Source organism: Rhizobium sp. RSm-3, from assembly GCF_001854685.1.
Taxonomy (GTDB): Bacteria; Pseudomonadota; Alphaproteobacteria; order Rhizobiales; family Rhizobiaceae; genus Rhizobium; species Rhizobium ecuadorense.
Map to the genome: position 1 here is coordinate 38602 of NZ_MAWZ01000018.1, position 18881 is coordinate 57482.

Genomic DNA, 18881 nt, shown 5'->3' on the forward strand with positions numbered 1-18881 from the left:
CATTAAATTCCGGAGCAAGGTGCTTCGGACCTACAACGTAGAGCACTGCGGTCTAGCCTCCCAACCAATAAGCTTCTTAGGCAAGGAGGTGGCGTCGCGCAATTGTGCGGCGCGTTCGGTTGCGCACTCAAATCGGAGGCCAGGGAACTCGCGTCCCCTGCGCTGGTTTGTCGGGACGAAACGAATGGAGGTCCTTAATGGACAAGGTCATCGACGTCGATTTCCACGTCACCTGGCAATCGCCCGTCTTCGTCCGGATCGGCGACGGCATGCGGGAACGTATTGACGGGCCGGACGCGGCATTGGCGGCGCTTCTCCATCGCTGGCCCTCGACCAGTCAAGCGGGATACGCCGTCGCCAAGCGCCGCTGCGTCGACGCGATCGCGAAGCGCGGCAGCCCGGAGCTTGCCCGCGAGGCTTTCGTGGAAGCGGCAGTCTCGGCTAGGGTGCTGGGATGATAGGATTGGAGCGGCGGCCCGCACGAAGCTTACCACTGTCCGCCGGCCTGCTCTTGGGCCTCGGACTCGGAGGCTTCTTCGACGGCATTGTTCTTCACCAGCTTTTGCAGTGGCATCATATGCTCAGTTCCTGGTACCCGATCACATCGATCGAGAACCTTGAACTGAACACCTTCTGGGACGGCGTCTTCCATTCTGGTACCTACGTCTTCGTGCTCGCCGGTCTCTTCATCCTTTGGCGGTCCGGTCGCCTCGGCCATTTCCGCTGGTCGACGGCCGACCTCGTCGCGACAATGCTCATCGGCTTCGGAGCATTCAACCTGATCGAAGGCATTGTCGATCATCAGGTTCTCGGCCTCCACCACGTCAACGAAACCGCTCCTCGCGGAGAGTTGCTCTTCTGGGACATCGGCTTCCTTGCCTGGGGTGGGGCGATGGTCGCCATCGGCGTAATGATCATGAGGCGACGACATGTCTGAGGTGCTTCGTGAACTCCGCACGGCAATAATCTGGGCCGCGTTCGGTCTTGGTCTTGTCTTCGCGACCCGACCGGTGTGGTCGTTTCTTCTCTTCGGCCCAAACCTCACGCTTGAGCACCTACTCTCATTGCGGTGCTTTGGCCTGCCGACATGAGGCGCCGGTCGAGCGCGCGACCTATCCCTAGCGATCTACGGAGCTCATCCATGACTGCGTATCCTGACCGAAATGGCCTTGATGCCGTACACCGTGCCTCCCGCCATGTCGTCATCGTCATCGTCGGCGGCGGTTTCGGCGGCCTGGCCTGTGCCATGGAACTGGGCAACGCCCCAGATAATGATGTCACGGTCGTTGACCGCCGCAATCACAACCTCTTCCAGCCGCTGCTGTATCAGGTGGCGACCGCCGCCCTGTCGCCGGCGGACATTGCCGAACCGATTCGCAAAACGCTTGCCAGGTTCAAGAACATCAACATGATCATGGCAGAGGTCGTCGGAATTGACCCGCGGTTGCACAAGGTGTCACTTTCTGATGGCGACCCGCTTTCCTACGACAAGCTCGTCATCGCCACCGGCTCCGATTACAACTATTTCGGCCATGATGAATGGCGGCAGTTCGCGCCCGGGCTAAAAAGCATTCATGAGGCGCGGCATATCCGTCATCGGCTGCTTCTGGCCTTCGAAAAAGCAGAGCGAGCGAAGAGCGAGCCAGAGAAACAGGCATTGCTCACCAGCATTGTCATCGGCGGTGGACCAACGGGCGTCGAAATGGCCGGCGCCATCTCCGAACTCGGTCGCTTCATGATCAGCCGCGACTTTCGGAACCTCCAGCCCTACAATCTGAAAGTGATACTCGTGGAGGCGGGACCACGGATACTCGCCGCCTTTCCCGAACATCTTTCTGCATACGCCAAGTCCTATCTCGAGAATATCGGCGTCGAGGTCCGCACGGGCAGGCGGGTGATGGATATTCGCGAGGATGGGGCCGAGATCGAAGGTGAGTTCGTCCCCGCCGGATCGATCATATGGGGCGCGGGCGTCAAGGCGTCCCCCGCCCATTCATGGCTCGGGATACCCGGACTGGCGGGTGGCCGGATCCCTGTCGATGATCATCTTCGTGTCCTGGGGTTCGACGACATCTACGCCATTGGAGACACATCTGCGCTCACCGGGGCGGACGGGAAGCTCCTGCCAGGTCTAGCGCAGGTCGCCAAGCAGCAAGGCACATATCTCGGAAAAAGCCTGCGAATGGGCAAAGCCGTTTCAGGTTTCAAATTCAAGAATCGCGGTAATACGGCGGTGATCGGTCGGAATGCCGCCGTCTTCGACTTTGGAAAATGGACGTTGAAAGGCAGGGCGGCCTGGCTGCTTTGGGCGCTTGTCCATGTCTACCTCCTGATCAACTTCGAGAAGCGCCTTCTTGTCGCCATCCAGTGGGTAGGGCGGTACCTCACGCGGCAACGCGGCGCGCGGATCATCGATGAGACGGCTGAGGGAGCCGATGACGGTCCCGGCGCGGAGCCTCATCACATCGACGATAACCACGACGATTGTCACATCGCTGATGTTGATCGGAGTTTACGGCCATCGAACAGAACGCACAGTCGTCGAGGCTATTAGCCTCAGAGGTGCCTTGTAGACTTTACGCTCAATCGTTTCTCACGCCGACAACCTAAGTCCAATTGTCTGCATCACACAGCCTAGAACGTTCACCCATAGCAAGAGTCGAACCAGCCCTATCGTCATAACAACCCATCAATAAATGACTATACAGATATCGTGCCGGTTGTATCCACAGACGGACTGCTGCCAATCGAACCTACCCAGCCACGGCTGAGCCACTGAAGTTCCACAAATACCTCTTACGCCACCGACAGATCAAGCCGCCTGAGTGGCCCTCTCGGATGCTTACTTCTGTTCTTCCATCTCTTCATCGACAATCGAGCTGACGAGGGCAACGACCCGGCTGCGCACACGCGGGGAAAGGAGCAAAACGTCGTCTATCAGACGCCGTCCCTCCGCCGTGGAAATGTAGGCAATCTTCTCATCGATCTCTGTTATGATTTGCTGGCCCTGAGTGGTTTCGGGATCTGGAAGGCCTTCGAAAAACCTCGAAACAGGGATCTTGAGGCAATTGGCAAGCTCGTAGAGCATCGAAGCGCTGACGCGGTTCTTGCCGCTTTCATATTTTTGTACCTGCTGCAAACTGACCCCGATGCCGGCGCCGAGATCCCCTAGGGATACATTCGACTGCATTCGGCGGATACGGATTTGCTGTCCGACATGCCGATCAACTGGATGCACCAACTCGCGCGCTAAATTCGACTGTTCGGCTTGCGCAGGCCTCGAAGTCCGGACCTGTGCTGCTGCATAGCGCTTCATGGTGGACACCCCGATGGAGAGTTTCACGCGGTGCGCCCCCGCTGAAAACTCGCTAAACCCACTGATCGGGGAGTTGGAAACCGTACAAGACGGTCCTGTGGCCTTTAGTTCCGAGGAACCTGGACATACGCCACAGGCTCCTCGACCGAAGGTCAAGGAGTGTGGTGTCGAATCGGCCGACACCAACCGCTTGTAGGGGTTTCCACACCCCAAGGCAGCGCGTACTGCCTCGCTGCGAAACCTAGTTGAAATCCGCCCGCCGCGCAACCGAATGCTTCACAAGATTCAATGGCTTCGCTCTTCCAACGCTGCACGAAGAGCCTCGGCGCTTTTGAATACGCCAAGTGGCGCTGTGTGAGCCGCGGCCGAACGAATGGCGTCAGCCGCAGGCTAACGATCTGTTCTGGGTCCGTACGCAATGGCCGGAAGGGTCGTCGGAACCTTTTTGCTGCGGGGTGATCTGGTTGAAGTCGGCGTATTTCACCTTAGGCGCCACCTCCGCTTGTTAGGATGGATGGCGAAGTTTCCCATCAGCTGTCCAGGAAACTCGCTCTCGGCGACCAGGGTCGGCTCGACCCAGACAATAGCCGCACTTCAGGAATAGGGCAGGGGCGGCTGCTTTCGCTTCCAGCGCAGCTTGTCCAGCATCTTCCGCAATCGGATGGCCTCGGCTTCCTTGAAGCCCGTTGATGCAGACCGACCGAACCTCGACGCTGTGTGCTCTCGCATCACACAATCTGTGCCGGCGCATAAAAACCCATCGGCTGTGGAATTGATGAGCGCGGCGCAGAAGGCGTCAGGGTAATGGCCTCGCCGCTCTGGGCGGCTGCTCGGCGGGACGATATCCGACAAGCGAACGCCGCCGACGCCATCGCCGGTCATATCGCCGGGCTTCTTGTCTCCGGCGAAGGTGTAAAGCGGCTTACTTTCCCATTTCTCAATGGCTTCGTCGGAAATCCGCGGGTTATGGGCATCGATGATTGGAGCTGGCGGCATTCCTCGCGGTACGGGACGATCATGGTCGATCTCCGCCCCACTTCTGCCCAAGGGGTCGCAACGATCTTGGCTTCCATATTTGAAGATACAACACTGTGCCGGCCCAGCGACATTTCCTTATCAGCTTCGTCACCACGCCGATTGTGGTGCCGAGGAAGATCGCATAATGGATCGAAGGGAACTGGCCCGGCAGGCGAGCAAAGAAAGACAAGGTTGACAGGCGCATTGCTTCTTCGATTGAGGGTTCGGCAGTTCATGCGTGACGACGGTGGTGCCGATCGATCGGGCCTTCGCCCGTGCGCGCTGGCAACGCCGGCGCTCTGGATGCGCTACATAGACCGCGTCGGGGTTGGCGGAAAATCTTTTAAGACTCCGGCGATGCACAACAAGGAAGCTCGCCGATAAGTTGCCCACGTGCAACTTTTGAATCAGTACGGTTTGACTTCGTTCAGGGCCAATGTAGCCTCACCCGTCTCATCCCCCATTCGACTGGCCACGAATTCTGCTCCTGGAAAGGTGAGGTGGACATTTGAGCGTGGCTATAGACGGGCAGTCCGGTAATCGTTATTTCGGATATACCACCCCATCACCAAATCATCCCGTGAATCTTCAAGGCCTTTTATATTGAAAAAAGTGCAACGCAGTTTTGCCGTCGAGTACAAAAGCGGCAGACGAAAACTCGATACTAGGTCGAACTCGATCTGGGGCAACGTGGACCTAAAGTCCGTCGCTCGCGACCTAGACGAAGAGGCAATGCCGTTTCTGTCGGATAGCTCTCAGAGTGGCAAATCCGACAGCGAAATTTCTCTACCAAAACCAGATCAGGCTGAGTCGTTGTTGACACCGCCTCTTGAGCCGTCGACAACTGCATCAGATGCACAGGAGATAAGCATGGCCGACGAGACTGATACTGCAACCAGTGCCGATGTGCCGGCCGTTGTCGAAACGCCAATTACGCCGAAGAAACAGCGCAAACCCAGGGCCAAGAAAGCCGCGGCACTCGAAACCGCGTCAGCTGACACTACGGCAGAGCCAGCAGCTGCTCTGGCCGGCGCCGGTGGTGTGAAGAGGAGAGGGCGCAAGACAAAGGTGATCGAAGCTGCGGCGAGCGCCAAACGCGCACCTGTGCGCCGTGCTCCGAAGGCGGTGCAGACAGCCTCGGCCGCGCCGACGACAGCGATCGATGAAATGGCGGACCTCCTGCAGTTAGAAGAGGAAAATCAGCGGCTGCGCAAGCTTCTGGCTGAAAAACTTCGCGCTGAAAATGCCGATCTGCGCAAACGGCTCAAGCTCGATTGATATAAGCAGCCGGTCAATCGCCGGCCGCATTTCTGTGCTTGTCGAGACATACATTTTGGCGGCGGCGGATGCTGTTGCCGGAATGAAGACTTACTGCCTGCTTGCGGGATAAAACGCGAGGTCGGATAGATGGCGTCTCCCTGGAAATTTCTTGCCCGACTGGTCTCACCGGGACGCGAACAAAAGCGAAAAAACGGCTCGACCGAGAAGGTTTCGCCGGAGGCGTTGCCTAGTTCTGGTCCGACTGAAACGCCTGCCGAGGACAGCCTGAATAGCGATGGTCGGCCGGCAGGCGCGGAGCTACCTCGTCACGGTCAACCCGGTGCAATTTCCCTCAAGCCTGTGCATTCCGAAGAAGCCGAAAGCGATGTCCACGACAAGGTCGACGGCGAAGTTGCCGAAATCGTGGAGGTCGCTGATCCCGCTATATCAGGTGGTACTGGTTTCGACGTCACCGCTGCGAATGATGCCGCTAGGCTCAAGCGAATTGCCGAGTCGCACCGCGCGAGCAAAGGAGCCGCAGCAAGGAAGCGGTGGCGATTGCAAACGATCCCCAATTTATCCAAACTGCAAACGGGATGAGCCTCGATGACGAGATCAGGATGCTCAGGGATCAGCTGGCCAGAAAGCTAACGTTGCAAAACGCGCAGTTGAGAAAAATGCTGGAGCGGTTTGAACGATGAGCGTGACGCGCTGCCTGCCTTTTAAGCTTGTTGCAGGTGTCCTTTCAAGGCGATAGAGGCGGCATCCTATCTTGCGACCTATCCTCACGACCGTTATACTGTTTTTGAAAAACAGTATAACCCTGGAGTCGAGCTATGAAGTCCATCGACCTCATGTATCAGACGATGCTCGCTGAGCTCGGTCAGCGCTCGCTCGACGCCGCTTGGACGGCCGATTTCCCTCCGGAGGGTCGGTTCACCCCGGCAAACATCAAGGGGCGCAAGTACTGGTATTTCGACATCCCGGATGGACATGGTGGTACGAAACGTCGTTACGTCGGTTCCGCTGATGATCCGGTTATCGCACAGCGCGTAGCTGATCATAAGCGGGACAAGGACGATCTACGCGCTCGCAGGCGCTTGGTAAATACCCTGACCCGCGAAGGCGGGATGATCGCCCCTGACGCCATGTCGGGCGATATCGTCGAGGCTCTTGCCGATGGCGGTCTCTTTCGGCTCCGGGGTATTCTCATAGGCACGGTGGCCTTTCAGTGCTATTCAGGACTGCTCGGTGTCCGTCTTCCCATGGCTGCGATCCTGACCGGCGATGCTGACATCGCCCAGGACTATGCCATCAGTCGGGAGGTCGAAGATAGTCTGCCTCCGATCCTTGAGTTGCTGCAGGGCGTCGACGCCAGCTTTCGTCCAGTTCCACATCGATCGGGAGCCGCGGTCTCGTCAGCGTTTCAGAATGCCGACGGCTACAGGGTTGAGTTCCTGACGTCGAACCGTGGTTCGGATGACTACATCGATCAGCCGGCGAAGATGCCCGCTCTTGGTGGCGCCAGCGCGGATCCACTGCGCTTTCTCGACTTCCTCATAAGGGAACCCGTCAGGACAATGCTGCTCCACCGAAGCGGTGTTCCGGTCGTCGTCCCTGATCCGTCCCGGTATGCCGTCCACAAGCTAATAGTCGCCAGCCGCCGAAACACGGACGGGCAGGGGCCGGCGAAGCGTGAGAAGGACATCCGACAAGCTGCGCTGCTCTTCGAAGCGCTGCAGCAGACAAGGCGATCTACCGACTTGGCGCTCGTCTACAACGAAGCATGGAGGCGCGGGCCTACATGGCGAGAAGGTATTCGAACCGGGGCGGGAATGCTGCCAGCACAAGATGCCGAGCGGCTCAACACGGTCCTGACCGAGGGCGGAAAAAGAAACGGCGAAGAAATTGAACTTCCGTTTGGAGAATAGGCCGTCTTTCAAGGCTAAGCAGTTGATTTGATTCGAAGTCGTGAAGACAATGAAGATGAATATGGTCCTGCGGGGTCCTGTGCCGAATATCTGCATCGCACGGTCTCAGATCTGGCCCCGGCCAGCGCCGGGCAGGCGAAGCGCTGATCTACATAGCAAGGGGGTCAATCGAGAAGATCGCGGTCGGCGACGTGCTCCTGATACGCAAGGGCGACGTCGTACCGGCCGACGGGGCTCTCGTCAGCGAAGTCGCGACGATCGACCAGGCGGTCCTGACCGGAGAGCCCTTAAGGGTGCGCATCGCGAGGGATGGCAACATTTCAAGTGGCCCTACGAACGAGGGGGACGTGATCGAAATCCGCGTTCTAAGTCGCGCCGAGACAGCACCTATGCCGGAATACCGGAATAGTGAGGCTCGTGGAAGCATCGAGGCGCTCCAAGGCGAAGCTGATGCGACTGGCCGACCGGTTCTCGGTGTGGTTCTTGTTCGCCACGGTAGCGATTGCAGGCGTCTCGGCGTTCATGTCCGGAGACCTGTCAAGGATCGTGGCCGTGCTGGTCATCGCCACGCCCTGTCCGTTGATCCTGGCCGTACCCGTCGCACTTGCGTAGGAGGGCGTTCTGGTGAAGGGTGCGGGACCTCTCGAGGCACTCGTCCAGGCCACCGTGGCGGTGTTCGACAAGACGGGGACGCTCACCGCGGGACAGCCCGAAGTCGGCCACATCGAGGGATCGGAGCATCCTAACAGGATCCTGCGGCTGGCCGCCTCGCTGGACCAGGCGTCGGGCCATGTGGTCGGACGCGCGCTGGTGGACGAGGCGCATAGACGTGGGTTGGTAGTGAGCCGCCCATCGGAGGTGACCGAGACCGCGGGATCCGGAATCGTCGATGGCGTGCGCGTCGGCGGCGGAGGAGACGCCTAACGGGTCAGGCAGCGCAATGCGTGTCAAGGTAGTGTTTGACGGCACGCCGGCTGGCACGATCACGCTCGAAGACCGGCTTCAATACCTTCCGCCAGTCGGCGGGGCATTGCTTCAGGAGGCCATCGACGTCGCGGTCATTCTAAACGCCCTTCGCGCCCTCTAATGGGCGAGAAGCACTAGTAGCTCGGCCTTGACGAGAAGTTCTCGAGTGACGCCGCCGAGGATGAACTCACGAAGCCGCGAATGGCCAAATCCGCCCGCGACCAGAAGGTCCGCCTTTCGTTCCAGCGCGGCCGATTGGATGGCGCCTGTCGCGGTCTCGCCGCCTGCCTGGATCGATACGTCATCCACGTCGAGTCCCGAATGCTTCAACGAAGAGATCAGGAGGGCGCGGTTCGCCTCGTCGATCTCCTTGTCGTCGGTGATCGAGATGACCTGCACCTTGATCGCGCGTTCGATGAAGACCCGTGCGCTGGAAAGGGCGCGCGCTGCGGTGGCGCTGCCGTCCCAGGCGACGGCGATCGTGTCCACACGAGAGTAGACGCTGGTGGCTGGAAATAGCACGAGCGGACGGCCGCTTCCGAATAGCAGCGTTTCGGAGAGTTGCCGGGAGAGCTCCGAGGCTTCGACGATGGAAAGGTCGTAGCACTTGGCAATTTCAGAAAAGCGTTCATAGACGAACGGTTCCCTGACCTCGAATCCGTGGATTCGCACCTCGAAGCCAGTTTCCGAAATAGCGTCGGCGATGTGTCCCCGCAGCGAAGTCCCGCTGTCCCGGCTATACCGTTCTGCTTGTCCCCGCCATGTCTCGACATCGATAACGGTGGGAAAGGGCGGATGGACCTGGGGGATCCGGACTTGTGGGATACTGGCGACGAGATGGGCGTCATTCTGCCTAGCGAGGCCGATAGCATCGATTATGGCGAAGGAACTCGCGTCGGGATAGGTCGACAACGGGAGATGGAACTGCGGCTTCATGCTTGCCTCCTGAGGTTAAACTTCCGTCATGATGCATGCCGCTGAGAGAGTTCGCATTGCGCTTGGTCAAGGCCGCGGCGCAATGAAGCTCCTATAATCGCGCCTTCATCGAAGCTGGAGGACACGGCCATGACGATCAATCTGACGGAGATCAACCCCGGTGAGTGCTACCGCATCCTGGAGAACGAGCGTTTCGGTCATCTGGCATGCTGCAAGGATGGGCAGCTCTACGTGGCGGCGATTTATTTCGCCTTTTCCAACGGCGTCGCCTATAGCTTCACCATGCCCGGCAAGAAGCTCGACTGGATGCGGGGAACGACAAGATCTGCCTACACATCGAGCAGCGTTCGAGCGCCGGCGGGTGGACGAGCATCGTCGTCGAAGGCAGGTTCGAGGAATTTCCTGACAGCGAGGCGCGACAAAGCGAACGGCTCCACGCGTGGTCTTCTCCAAAAGTATTCGGACTGGTGGGAAATCGGCTCTATGAAGCCCCAGGAGTTCCCCATGCCCGATGGCTCTCCTCATGTCTTCTACGGCATTGCCGTCACGGCCGTGTCGGGACGCAGTGCAGTCAGAACGGAATGACCGTCGGTGCTCGAGCCGAACCCGCATCCCACAATCGGAGCACCACATGCCATATCTACGCGGCCTATATCCAAGCGCCACATCTAATTTCACCTCGCACCCGCGTTTCGCGCGGGCGCTCTGATTCAAGACGAGATCTTTGCCGGTCGGCCGCGGTCACTGCGGATTTGACGGCGTCCGCCGCCCGGCGAGGGCTTCGATGCTTTGAATTTCTGACTCGACTTGCCCGCAGTATCGACCACGGTGATGCGGTCGAGGTTCTTTCGGACTATGTCGAGGGCGAGCTGGAGGAGTATCCTAGAGAGGTGGCGCGACTGTGTGAGGCCGGGTCACGAACGTTGTCGCACGCCGCCGAAATGTGTCGCGACGTCGCCGCCGGTCAGGCCAACGAGGCTGAAGCGAAGACGGTCGTGTGAAGCCCGCGGCTCATCGGATGGTTCGCAAGACGAGCACGGAGCATGGTGCGCGCTGCACGACGTGGTCCACGACCGAGGCGAAGACGCGGTCGAGCACGTCGTCGCGGCGAGAGGCGATCACGGCGAGATCGGCGGCATCTCCTTTGCGATGGCGACGATGAGCTGCGACGGGTTGCCCGCTCGGACGTGTATAGAAGCAGGAGTCTCGGTCGACCGCGGGCCTTCCGAAAGTCTGGTCTCGGAGGCTCACATCACCTCAACCGCCCAATCGTTCGGCGAGGCCGACGAGGGCAGGCCCTCCACCGCGTGAACGAGGTGGAGGCTTCCGTTGGGCGCGATCTGCGCGTGGGCCGTTTCGACGAGGTGGAGCATGCGTTGCCGGGATCCTCGGCCGATGGCGCCGTGGCGAACAGTCAGTATATGTCCTTGCCAGACAGGCTAACGAACTCGGTCGTCAGTCCGTCGTCATGCGCTTCCTTGAGAAGCCGATCGGCGCTCATGATGTCGAGACACATGGTGCCCGTGAAGGATTGCCGCAGGGCGCAGCAGAAGTGATCTCTCGCCCATGCCTGGCCTCGCGGCGTCGCCGCCGTCACTTCCCAGCGATCCTCGTCCCGACGTCCGAGAACAAGGTCTGCGGACGTTCGCTCGACGGGAGGAATGGTCGTGGCAGCGTTCGTTTCTGTCTTGCCGGTCTTTTCTTGTTCGCGCATGTCCGTCTCCTTTGGATGAGGTCGTGGCGCTGTGTCCAGGAGCCTATCTGTCCCCGGGCGTTTGTTTTTGACGAGCATCAATCCGGATGTTTGACCGGGATCAAGCCAAGGTGGGGAAGGTGGCGATACGACTGTGGCCTGCGGCGTCTGCCGGACGGACCTTCACGTCTGCGAAGGAGACCTCTCCCAGCCAAAGCTTCCTCTCGTTCCAGGGCATGAGATTGTCGGAACCGTGATCGCAACGGGCGAGGGCCTTCCTCGTCGCCTTGTCGGTCAAAAAGTCGGGGTACCTTGGCTGGGCCACACCTGCGGGCACTGCGCATATTGCCGAGAGGGTCGCGAGAACCTGTGCAACGATCCTGGCTTCACGGGTACACCATCGACGGCGGCTTTGCGGCCCATGCGGCGGCCGAGGCGGGCTACGCGTTCGAACTGCCTGAAGATGCGGACCCGGTGGCGACCGCGCCTCTTCTCTGCGCGGGCCTCATCGGGTGGCGATCCCTGAAGATGGCGGGCGAGGGGAGGACGATCGGCATCTATGGGTTCGGCGCGGCCGCCCACATCCTCGTGCAGGTGTGCAAGCATCGAGGCCAGAGCGTCTATGCGTTTGTGCGTCCCGGTGACGAGGCCGGACGGAAGTTCGCGCTTGATCTTGGCGCCGTCTGGGCCGGGTTTTCCGGTGAAAGGCCGCCGGTGCCGCTCGACGCCGCCATCATCTTCGCGCCGGCCGGCGAGCTCGTGCCAATGGCGCTCGACGTGGTGCGGGAGGGCGGAACGGTGGTCTGCGGCGGCATCGACATGTCAGACATTCCGAGCATGCCCTATCGTCTGCTCTGGGGCGAGCGGCGGGTCGTCTCGGTGGCGAACCTGACGCGGAGCGACGGGGCGGAATTCTTCTCGATCGGGAAGGCGGCAGGGGTCAGATGCTTCACCAGCGTCTACCCCCTCGAGCATGCGAACGAGGCTCTCGACGATCTGCGCGCAGGCCGTGTCTCTGGAGCCGCCGTGATCGTTCCGTAGCCGATGTTCCCCTTGACAAGGATCAATGCGCTTTGCTTGCGCTACACGGAAGCTTCTTCGTCAAGACGTCCGCCGACAACCGGCGGCGCTTCCGCAAGGAGATCAGAGATGTCGCGTTCGTTGCTCGCCTTGGCGGCGCTCTTCATCGCAGGTGAGAGCCTATTGTCGGCTCCAGCCGTTGCAGACAGCCTGTCGCTCGCGCCGATGCTCCAGCGTGTCGTGCCGAGCGTCGTCAGCATCTCGGTGCAGGGCAGGGAACTCGACGACGCGGATGCAACGCTTGCTGATCCCTTCTACAGAAAGTTCTTCGGACTACCTGACGACGCTGCGCCGGCAGAGCACAGCTTCCAATCGGCCGGATCGGGTGTCGTCATCGACGAGGTCCACGGCTACATCGTCACCAACCAGCATGTCATAGCAAGCGCCTCAAAAATCGAGGTGGCGCTCTCCGACGGCCGACGCTTCCAAGCGAAACTTGTCGGCGCCGATCCCGAGACGGATGTCGCTGTCGTTCAAATTCCACCTGATCATCTTGTTCAAGCCGAGTTTGGAAGCGCGTCCTCGCTTCACGTCGGCGACGTCGTCGTGGCGATCGGGAATCCCTTCGGCCTGGGCCAGACCGCGACGATGGGCATCGTAAGCGCGCTTGGGCGCCGTGCCGTGGGATCGGAGGGGTACGAAGGATTCATTCAGACGGACGCGTCGACCAATCCCGGCAATTCGGGCGGCGCGCTTGTAAGCGAGGACGGCGTCGTGGTCGGGATCAATAGCGCGATCATCGGCCCCGCCGGAGGAAGCATCGGCATCGGTTTTGCGGTCCCAGCCGAGACTGTCGGCATCGTGATGCGGCAGCTCATCCTGACCGGCAAGTTGGTACGCGGCGAGGTGGGAATTTTAACGCAGGACCTGACGCCCGGTCTCGCAAAGGCGTTCGGCGTCGATGAAGGGGCGGGCGCGCTGGTCAGCGAAGTCCTTCCGGGTTCGCCGGCGGCAAATGCAGGAATTCAGCCGGGCGACGTCATTCGGATGGTCGACGGAAGGACGGTGCGCGGCGCGTCCGACGTTCGAAGGCTTGTGGGATCGCTACCGTTGCAGTCCAAGCCGTCCTTCCAGATCGACCGCGCGAGCCGAAGGATAGAAGCATTTCCCGTGGTGTCCGACGCACCGGTTGCCGAACCGGCTGCTCCGCGTACCATTCATATCGCCCGCGGCCCTCTCGCCGACGCCGAGATGGCGAACTCTCCCGATGGTCCCGGCGCCCGCGTCGTCGTCGTCGCCGAGGGTTCGGTCGCGGCACAGGCCGGCCTGCAGCCGGACGACGTTATCGTCGCTCTCGACCAGCAGCCGGTGACGGACGTCGGGCAACTCCTCTCAATACTCGTGAAGGAGCATGCCCGTGCTCTCATCACCGTCGTGAGGAACGGCCACCGCCTCTTCGTGGCCGCTGACGTGCAGACCCAGTAGCAGCCCGCAGACCGTGTTCTGTCCGCTGAAATTCCAAGGTCGCTCTCGTGCTTGATGAAGATCAACGACGAAAATCTGCGGCGCTGTCACGATCGGCACGTCGCAAACCTGAAGGAGGTTGTCATGAACGACATTCAACTCAGACAGAACATTCTCGACGAAATGGAATTCGAGCCCAGCATCGACGCGGCTGATATCGGCGTCGCGGTCGATAGCGGGATCGTCACACTGACTGGTCACGTGCGCACCTACGCGGAGAAAGAAGCCGCAGAGCGCGTGGTTAGTCGCGTCAAGGGCGTGCGCGGAATAGCTGCCGATATCGAGGTCCGGATTTTCGGGCCGAAGGAAACAGACGACGACGACATCGCCCGGCGAGCTGTCAAAATGCTCGACTGGAACGTTTCCGTGCCAAAGGATTCGGTGCAGGTGCGGGTCCTCAAAGGGTGGATCACCTTGCGGGGAGAGGTCGAGTGGCAATATCAAAAGAACGCGGCCTACGACGCCGTGCGGGATCTCGCCGGCGTAGTAGGGGTGTCCAACCTAGTGGAGCTGAAGCCGCATATTACGGCGGTGGATGTCAAGAAACGCATCGAGGATGCTTTCCAGCGCGACGCCGCTCTTGAGGCCGATGCAATCAGAATCGACGTCCAAGGCAGAAAGGTAATCCTCTCCGGCAAGGTGAAGACCTGGTCGGAACGGCAGGCGGCGGAGCGCGCTGCATGGTCCGCTCCAGGGATCAGCACTCTTGACGACCGACTGACGGTCGGGTGATCGAATATCGGGATTGGCTAGACATTACTGCTCTGCCCACACTCAGCAGCAAGGGCGCCGCTGAGCGCCCTTCGCATAGAGCCCAATTTCCTTGATCGACTTGCGCGCAGATCTCGTCTTCGGAACGAAATTCCGCACCACCCGTTGCAGAGCCTCCGTCGCGAGCACAAGGCGACCATTGATGTTCTTGGAGAGCGACCTTGGGTGGCGACGTAGGCTGGGATCTTCCGCGAAGAAAGATATGAGTCCCCGCAACGGCAGCGCGATTGAGGTTCGGGTTTGATTTTTCTAAATTGAAATCCTGCTGTCGAGCAGAATCGCTATTAGGCCTCGCGGCGAGCAGCAGCCTGAGACGGGTCGACATCTCCGATGCAGTGTACGGCTTCTTCAGCCAGCCGGCGCCCGCTTCGATCTCCTTGTCCGCGGCATGGGGTTCAGAAAAGCCCGACGTCAGGAGAATTTTCACACTCGGCCAGCGCTCCCGGACATTCCGGGCCAGTTCGTCGTCGTTCATTCCCGGCATGGCCACATCACTGAACAGGAGCGCTACGTCATGCCCCGCCTCCAGCTCCTTCAACGCGTCGATCCCGTTCGTAGCTTCGATCACGAAGTAGCCAAGCGTCTGCAGGCGGCTGACCGTCACTCGGCGAACTCTCGCGTCGTCCTCGACCACCAGGATAGTTCCGTGCCCCGAGGCGGGGCTTCCTCAGCCCGCTGCTCGTTCGGATGAGAATCCTTTCCGGCGTCGGCGCGTGGAAGAAAGAGGCGCACCGTCGTCCCTTTCGCCAAGTTCGCTGTAGAGCTGCAGGTGCCCTGCGGATTGCTTTGCGAAACCGTAGACCATGCTCAGCCCAAGCCCCGTTCCCGAGCCCGTCGGTTTCGCGGTGAAGAACGGTCGAAAGCCCTCTCCATCACATCGGACGTCATTCCGGTGCCGGTGTCGGTCACGGAAATGAGGACGTAGCTGCCGGGGCGGATCGCCGGGGTACATCCCGACATAGTCGGAGTCGATCTTGCAACAGAGCCCTTGCAGGCGGGCACCTCAAAGCAGACAGGAGCTGCGATGGAGGACAAGGCTTCGCAGGTTCTATCGAGCACGAAATACAGCACTCCTACCAAGCAGTTGGAAGGATCCGTGCTCTCACAATCCAACAAAAAGCGCTGATGAACGAACAAGAACTTTCGAACCAGTTTCTGTTGCTTTCCCCGGGCTTCTCGTCAACCAGTCTTATTCCGTTTCCTGCCACCTTAACTCATCATCTTCCGGAAAAGCAGCAGTTGGTTGCGAACATCCAGTGCCTCGGTCGGTGGACTCCGCTGAAGCGCCTATTTGAAGTCACTCTGCCCCAGATACGCTTTAATGCAGCTAGGAATGGGAAGCGATGAGCAAAGTGCGTAGGAGATCAAAGTTTCCCACTCCTTGTGGCCTGCCGAGGTCGGCGATCGATGACAGGTGTAATCGAGAGACACTGGCCCCCGAGACATCAATGCCGCTTGAGGGAGACGTATCTGACAACGTTGGTTGTAAATCCGCTTTTGTTTGCCGATGCACATTCAGTGCCATGGCTGGATCGCATGGTTCAGATACACGCAGATAGACATCGCGACCGATCGCGCGCGTGCCCGGCCTCGCCGAAAAGGTGCCAGATGTGACGGCAGCCTTGCATGCAAAGCTCGCCGAGCACCGGGCGTTCGTGCGGGAGCGTGGAGAAGACTTGCCGGAAATCCAGAATTGGCGCTGGGCACGCTCCTCCTAGTGCGACAGAGGACCGAACTGGGTAGCGACTACCACCAGCCATACTGCCGCAGCTACGCCGGCACGCAGGAGAAAGGATTCGAGTGCGAGGTGGCAACCTCGCCTTCGACTTGGGGTGTCCCACGGCAATCGCAGCCTTTGCAGCGTCAGCTACCTGTTTCGAGTCCTGTTCGTTCTGCAAACGATGCGATCTTAAAACGTCCTGGAGAATGATCGCCGGGTCATGCTGCAGCCGTCAACGAGAGGCAGCTAAGGGTGAAGCCCGGTCCCATCGCCGTCAGGACAGTTCTCCTGGGTAGTCCTTGCGCAAGAAGCTTCTCGAGTACGAACAGCGCGGTTGGCGAGGACATGTTCCCATAGTCCGAGAGAACCTCACGTTCCTGGTCGAGGGTTCCCTGGCTTAGTTTAAGCGCCGATTCCAAGGCGGTGATAACCTTTGATCCACCGGGGTGGCACGCAAACCGGTCAACGTCGGCAGGAGCAAGATCTGATCGGGCGAGTATGGACGTTACGCCCTTCAGCACATGAGTTTCGGCGAACGGTGGTATCGCACGATCGAAGATCACGCCCAGACCCTCCGGATCGACGCTCCATCCCATGATGTCTAGCGTGTCGGGCCACGTATGCTGGCCTGCAAGTTCGACCTCGGCCAGACCGGTCTCACTAGCACGCACCACGCAGGCGGCGGCCCCGTCGCCGAAGAGGGCGGTCGCCACGATGTTCGCCTTCGTAAGCTTGTCCATGCGAAATGCCAACGTGCAGGTCTCGACGGCGACCACCAGCACGACTGAGCCTGGCCGGGATGCCGCCAGCCGTGACCCGATTGAAAGCCCAGAGACTCCGCCGGCACAGCCGAGGCCAAACACGGGAACCCGTTCGACATCGTCCCGGAAGCCCAGTTCTCGGCTTACCCTCGCTTCCAGACTAGGTGTCGCAATACCAGTCGAGGAGACGGTTACGATCGTGTCGACATCGCCTGCTGCAATGCCCGCCGACACGAGAGCCTTGCTGGCGGCGGCGACGAACATTGCACCCGCGCCCTCGATATGAGCGAGGTTTCGTTCGGGCCATCCCGACGTCTCGAGATACCACTCGATCGGCCGGACGGCATAGCGGCGCCGAATTCCCGAGGTTTCGAACACCCTTGCCAGCTTTTCGAAATCGCCAAATCGCGATGAGAACGCGGTGTGCGAGGCTCGCGCCGCGTCACGCTGGTCGATGACATGTGGCGGAACGGCGGTGCCGACGGATACCAGCTTGACGGGTTGCTGCATAAGACTCCTTGCGACGGCGCGGGAAGAATTTGGTACGCCGCGCGAGGACGAGACCGAACCGTAACGCCTCGATCCTCAATAAGTTGCAATGCGGGCGAGCCTGACGCCGCACTTCGTCGGAAGGCTTCAGAGACGACGACGCGTGAAGAATGCCTCCCGCGGCTTCGTGTCTGCCTTGATCCACGTCAATGCGCTCAACAAGTTGGCTCCGTAATTGTCCGATCGAAAAGGAGACAGCGCGATGCTTGCTAGAGACATCATGACGACCCCGTGACGACGCTCGACGAGGGACACAACGTCAGGGAAGCCGTCGAGATCGTCAACGCCAGCAAGATCGGCGCGGTGCCCGTCATCGATGGCGAAGGGCGGCTCACCGGCATCGTCACCGGGGAGACCTGCTGCGCCGGGTGGCGTCATCCTGGGCGAGACGGGCGGTACCGCATACGCGCGACCGCGAAGATGCACTGGCGGACTATGTGAAGGCCCGAAGCTGGCGCGTCAAGGACGTGATGTCGACGCCCGTCGTCAGCGCCGCCCCGAGCGCAACCGCGAGCCAGCTCGCAGAACTCCTGCAGGCCCACGACATCAAACACCGAACGGCAGACTCGCCGGCATAATCAGCCGTCACGACTTGATGCGAGCGCTTCTCGATGTTCGACGGCAGTGTACTGCTTCCGGCGACGAGGCCCTAGGGACGGCCGTTCGTGGCCGCCTGGAAACCGAGTTCGAAATAAGGTTCCCCATCGTCAATGCGACCGTCTCCGACGGGGCAGTGACCCTGAGGGGAGAGGTCGAGACGGAGCTGGAATGCTCGGCGGCCAGGGTGGCGGCGGAAAGCATCCGCGGCGTCGGCGGCGTGGTAAACAACATCACCCTGGCTACCGCATGGTGAGCTCTCTCAAACTATGAAATCGTCCCTGGAGTTTCCGTCATGTTTGTCAGGGTCATCGCAGACGCCGTCGTGTCGAGGCTTCTCCTCGTCATCCTGATCCTCATGGTGGGGACGGTCGTGAGCGTCCTACTGGTGAGGCCATCCGACGACTCCCGAACCGGGCGCGTCGAGCGCTCTCTCTGACCCCTGAGTGCGCGATGAACATCTGGCCCTCCAGGATTTAATTGTCCGGCCGCGTCCCGCAAATGGCGCGACGGATTCGATGCTCTCCGAACTATTCGGCTTCATCTGGCTGATGGGAAGGCGTCATCAGGCGTTGGTCGCAGGGCTGTCCGTGGCTCTTTTCGTTATCGGCGCGGCGCCTCTCGAACTCCAGCGCCGGATCGTCAATGAGGCGACCGAGCAAGCGTCATACCGGTCTCTTCTCTTTCTCGTCTCCCTCTATCTCGCGGTCGCAGTGTTGAAGGGCGCGATAAATTCACCTCCAACCTCTAAAGAAGCTGGGTGGGCGAAAAAAGCACGCTTTGGCTCGGGGCGCGCGTTCTGCATCGGGCCGAGACGCCG

General features: G+C 60.2%; 16 protein-coding genes and 7 pseudogenes. 15 read left to right on the plus strand and 8 right to left on the minus strand.

The genetic code is table 11. From position 1 onward, the window contains the following. Positions 1-197 precede the first annotated feature (197 nt). The 3 genes from BBJ66_RS17465 (at position 198) to BBJ66_RS17475 (ending at position 2554) form a co-directional block, all read left to right on the plus strand. Positions 198-458, plus strand: a complete 261-nt coding sequence (locus BBJ66_RS17465; protein ID WP_041684018.1) for a DUF982 domain-containing protein — start codon at positions 198-200, stop codon at positions 456-458. Positions 459-544: 86 nt separating this feature from the next. Continuing rightward, entirely contained in the window at positions 545-937 is a 393-nt protein-coding gene (locus tag BBJ66_RS17470; protein ID WP_237350510.1) for a DUF2243 domain-containing protein, read from the plus strand. 204 nt (positions 938-1141) lie between these two features. Then, positions 1142-2554 carry an NAD(P)/FAD-dependent oxidoreductase gene (locus tag BBJ66_RS17475; protein ID WP_012489411.1) on the plus strand — a complete coding sequence of 471 codons (1413 nt, stop codon included), beginning with the start codon at positions 1142-1144 and terminating at the stop codon, positions 2552-2554. A gap of 288 nt (positions 2555-2842) precedes the next feature. Here BBJ66_RS17475 and BBJ66_RS17480 read toward each other — a convergent pair whose 3' ends face one another. The 3 genes and pseudogenes from BBJ66_RS17480 to BBJ66_RS35335 form a co-directional block, all read right to left on the minus strand. After that, positions 2843-3316, minus strand: coding sequence for a helix-turn-helix domain-containing protein (locus BBJ66_RS17480; protein WP_041684019.1), 474 nt, complete (start codon positions 3314-3316; stop codon positions 2843-2845). A 505-nt stretch (positions 3317-3821) separates the two neighbouring features. Then, positions 3822-4012: pseudogene (locus BBJ66_RS34215) on the minus strand (ATP dependent DNA ligase); the annotation flags it as partial. Between the two features lie 168 nt (positions 4013-4180). Beyond that, positions 4181-4312, minus strand: a pseudogene (locus tag BBJ66_RS35335) (hypothetical protein); the annotation flags it as partial. 624 nt (positions 4313-4936) lie between these two features. Between BBJ66_RS35335 and BBJ66_RS17490 the strand changes: the two are divergent. The 4 genes and pseudogenes from BBJ66_RS17490 to BBJ66_RS35770 all read left to right on the plus strand — a co-directional run. Next, positions 4937-5611, plus strand: a complete 675-nt coding sequence (locus BBJ66_RS17490; protein ID WP_012489415.1) for a transcriptional regulator — start codon at positions 4937-4939, stop codon at positions 5609-5611. Between the two features lie 129 nt (positions 5612-5740). Next, positions 5741-6294 (plus strand): annotated as a pseudogene (locus BBJ66_RS17495) (hypothetical protein). 135 nt (positions 6295-6429) lie between these two features. Continuing rightward, positions 6430-7524, plus strand: coding sequence for a nucleotidyltransferase family protein (locus BBJ66_RS17500; RefSeq protein ID WP_012489416.1), 1095 nt, complete (start codon positions 6430-6432; stop codon positions 7522-7524). A gap of 167 nt (positions 7525-7691) precedes the next feature. Next, positions 7692-8611 (plus strand): annotated as a pseudogene (locus BBJ66_RS35770) (HAD-IC family P-type ATPase); the annotation flags it as partial. Here BBJ66_RS35770 and BBJ66_RS17510 read toward each other — a convergent pair. Then, positions 8608-9426 carry a universal stress protein gene (locus tag BBJ66_RS17510; RefSeq protein ID WP_012489417.1) on the minus strand — a complete coding sequence of 273 codons (819 nt, stop codon included), beginning with the start codon at positions 9424-9426 and terminating at the stop codon, positions 8608-8610. The pseudogene BBJ66_RS35770 and the gene BBJ66_RS17510 overlap by 4 nt on opposite strands. A gap of 129 nt (positions 9427-9555) precedes the next feature. Between BBJ66_RS17510 and BBJ66_RS17515 the strand changes: the two are divergent. Further along, positions 9556-10011, plus strand: a pseudogene (locus BBJ66_RS17515) (pyridoxamine 5'-phosphate oxidase family protein). Positions 10012-10437: 426 nt separating this feature from the next. On the opposite strand, the gene BBJ66_RS35775 reads toward BBJ66_RS17515, so the two are convergent. Both BBJ66_RS35775 and BBJ66_RS17530 read right to left on the minus strand, forming a co-directional pair. Next, entirely contained in the window at positions 10438-10677 is a 240-nt protein-coding gene (locus BBJ66_RS35775; protein ID WP_335720576.1) for a universal stress protein, read from the minus strand. Between the two features lie 163 nt (positions 10678-10840). Then, complete coding sequence (locus BBJ66_RS17530) at positions 10841-11140, minus strand: hypothetical protein (RefSeq protein WP_029875516.1); 300 nt, start codon at positions 11138-11140, stop codon at positions 10841-10843. Positions 11141-11276: 136 nt separating this feature from the next. On the opposite strand from BBJ66_RS17530, the pseudogene BBJ66_RS17535 reads away from it, so the two are divergent. From BBJ66_RS17535 to BBJ66_RS17545, 3 genes and pseudogenes are all read left to right on the plus strand, one after another. Beyond that, positions 11277-12160 (plus strand): annotated as a pseudogene (locus BBJ66_RS17535) (zinc-binding alcohol dehydrogenase family protein); the annotation flags it as partial. Between the two features lie 108 nt (positions 12161-12268). Continuing rightward, on the plus strand, positions 12269-13624 hold the full coding sequence (locus tag BBJ66_RS17540) for a trypsin-like peptidase domain-containing protein (RefSeq protein ID WP_049732213.1): 1356 nt from the start codon (positions 12269-12271) through the stop codon (positions 13622-13624). Between the two features lie 123 nt (positions 13625-13747). After that, the gene (locus tag BBJ66_RS17545) at positions 13748-14395 is read left to right on the plus strand and encodes a BON domain-containing protein (RefSeq protein WP_012489422.1); all 648 of its coding nucleotides are present in this window, start codon (positions 13748-13750) and stop codon (positions 14393-14395) included. Here the strand turns inward: BBJ66_RS17545 and BBJ66_RS17550 are convergent. Continuing rightward, positions 14361-15068: a response regulator gene (locus tag BBJ66_RS17550; protein WP_237350502.1), complete on the minus strand. Its 708-nt coding sequence runs from the start codon at positions 15066-15068 to the stop codon at positions 14361-14363. The genes BBJ66_RS17545 and BBJ66_RS17550 overlap by 35 nt on opposite strands. Positions 15069-16005: 937 nt before the next feature. On the opposite strand from BBJ66_RS17550, the pseudogene BBJ66_RS34760 reads away from it, so the two are divergent. Continuing rightward, positions 16006-16152, plus strand: a pseudogene (locus tag BBJ66_RS34760) (hypothetical protein); the annotation flags it as partial. A gap of 220 nt (positions 16153-16372) precedes the next feature. Here the strand turns inward: BBJ66_RS34760 and BBJ66_RS17555 are convergent. Then, the gene (locus BBJ66_RS17555) at positions 16373-17425 is read right to left on the minus strand and encodes a type III polyketide synthase (protein WP_008534153.1); all 1053 of its coding nucleotides are present in this window, start codon (positions 17423-17425) and stop codon (positions 16373-16375) included. Between the two features lie 270 nt (positions 17426-17695). Between BBJ66_RS17555 and BBJ66_RS17560 the strand changes: the two genes are divergently transcribed. From BBJ66_RS17560 to BBJ66_RS34990, 3 genes are all read left to right on the plus strand, one after another. Further along, complete coding sequence (locus BBJ66_RS17560; protein ID WP_008534154.1) at positions 17696-17905, plus strand: CBS domain-containing protein; 210 nt, start codon at positions 17696-17698, stop codon at positions 17903-17905. A 154-nt stretch (positions 17906-18059) separates the two neighbouring features. Beyond that, positions 18060-18317: a BON domain-containing protein gene (locus BBJ66_RS17565; protein ID WP_029875514.1), complete on the plus strand. Its 258-nt coding sequence runs from the start codon at positions 18060-18062 to the stop codon at positions 18315-18317. Positions 18318-18356: 39 nt separating this feature from the next. Beyond that, positions 18357-18500 (plus strand): hypothetical protein, encoded by a 144-nt coding sequence (locus BBJ66_RS34990; protein ID WP_016737394.1) that lies wholly within the window; start codon positions 18357-18359, stop codon positions 18498-18500. Positions 18501-18881: the final 381 nt, after the last annotated feature.

What these genes read in the sequence shown, in the direction of transcription:
- BBJ66_RS17465 (WP_041684018.1), top strand. Translation starts at nt 198, where the DNA reads ATGGACAAGGTCATCGACGTCGATTTCCACGTCACCTGGCAATCGCCC.
- BBJ66_RS17510 (WP_012489417.1), bottom strand. Translation starts at nt 9,426, where the DNA reads ATGAAGCCGCAGTTCCATCTCCCGTTGTCGACCTATCCCGACGCGAGT.
- BBJ66_RS17555 (WP_008534153.1), bottom strand. Translation starts at nt 17,425, where the DNA reads ATGCAGCAACCCGTCAAGCTGGTATCCGTCGGCACCGCCGTTCCGCCA.
- BBJ66_RS17545 (WP_012489422.1), top strand. Translation starts at nt 13,748, where the DNA reads ATGAACGACATTCAACTCAGACAGAACATTCTCGACGAAATGGAATTC.
- BBJ66_RS17480 (WP_041684019.1), bottom strand. Translation starts at nt 3,316, where the DNA reads ATGAAGCGCTATGCAGCAGCACAGGTCCGGACTTCGAGGCCTGCGCAA.
- BBJ66_RS17475 (WP_012489411.1), top strand. Translation starts at nt 1,142, where the DNA reads ATGACTGCGTATCCTGACCGAAATGGCCTTGATGCCGTACACCGTGCC.
- BBJ66_RS17565 (WP_029875514.1), top strand. Translation starts at nt 18,060, where the DNA reads ATGCGAGCGCTTCTCGATGTTCGACGGCAGTGTACTGCTTCCGGCGAC.
- BBJ66_RS34990 (WP_016737394.1), top strand. Translation starts at nt 18,357, where the DNA reads ATGTTTGTCAGGGTCATCGCAGACGCCGTCGTGTCGAGGCTTCTCCTC.
- BBJ66_RS17500 (WP_012489416.1), top strand. Translation starts at nt 6,430, where the DNA reads ATGAAGTCCATCGACCTCATGTATCAGACGATGCTCGCTGAGCTCGGT.
- BBJ66_RS17530 (WP_029875516.1), bottom strand. Translation starts at nt 11,140, where the DNA reads ATGCGCGAACAAGAAAAGACCGGCAAGACAGAAACGAACGCTGCCACG.
- BBJ66_RS17540 (WP_049732213.1), top strand. Translation starts at nt 12,269, where the DNA reads ATGTCGCGTTCGTTGCTCGCCTTGGCGGCGCTCTTCATCGCAGGTGAG.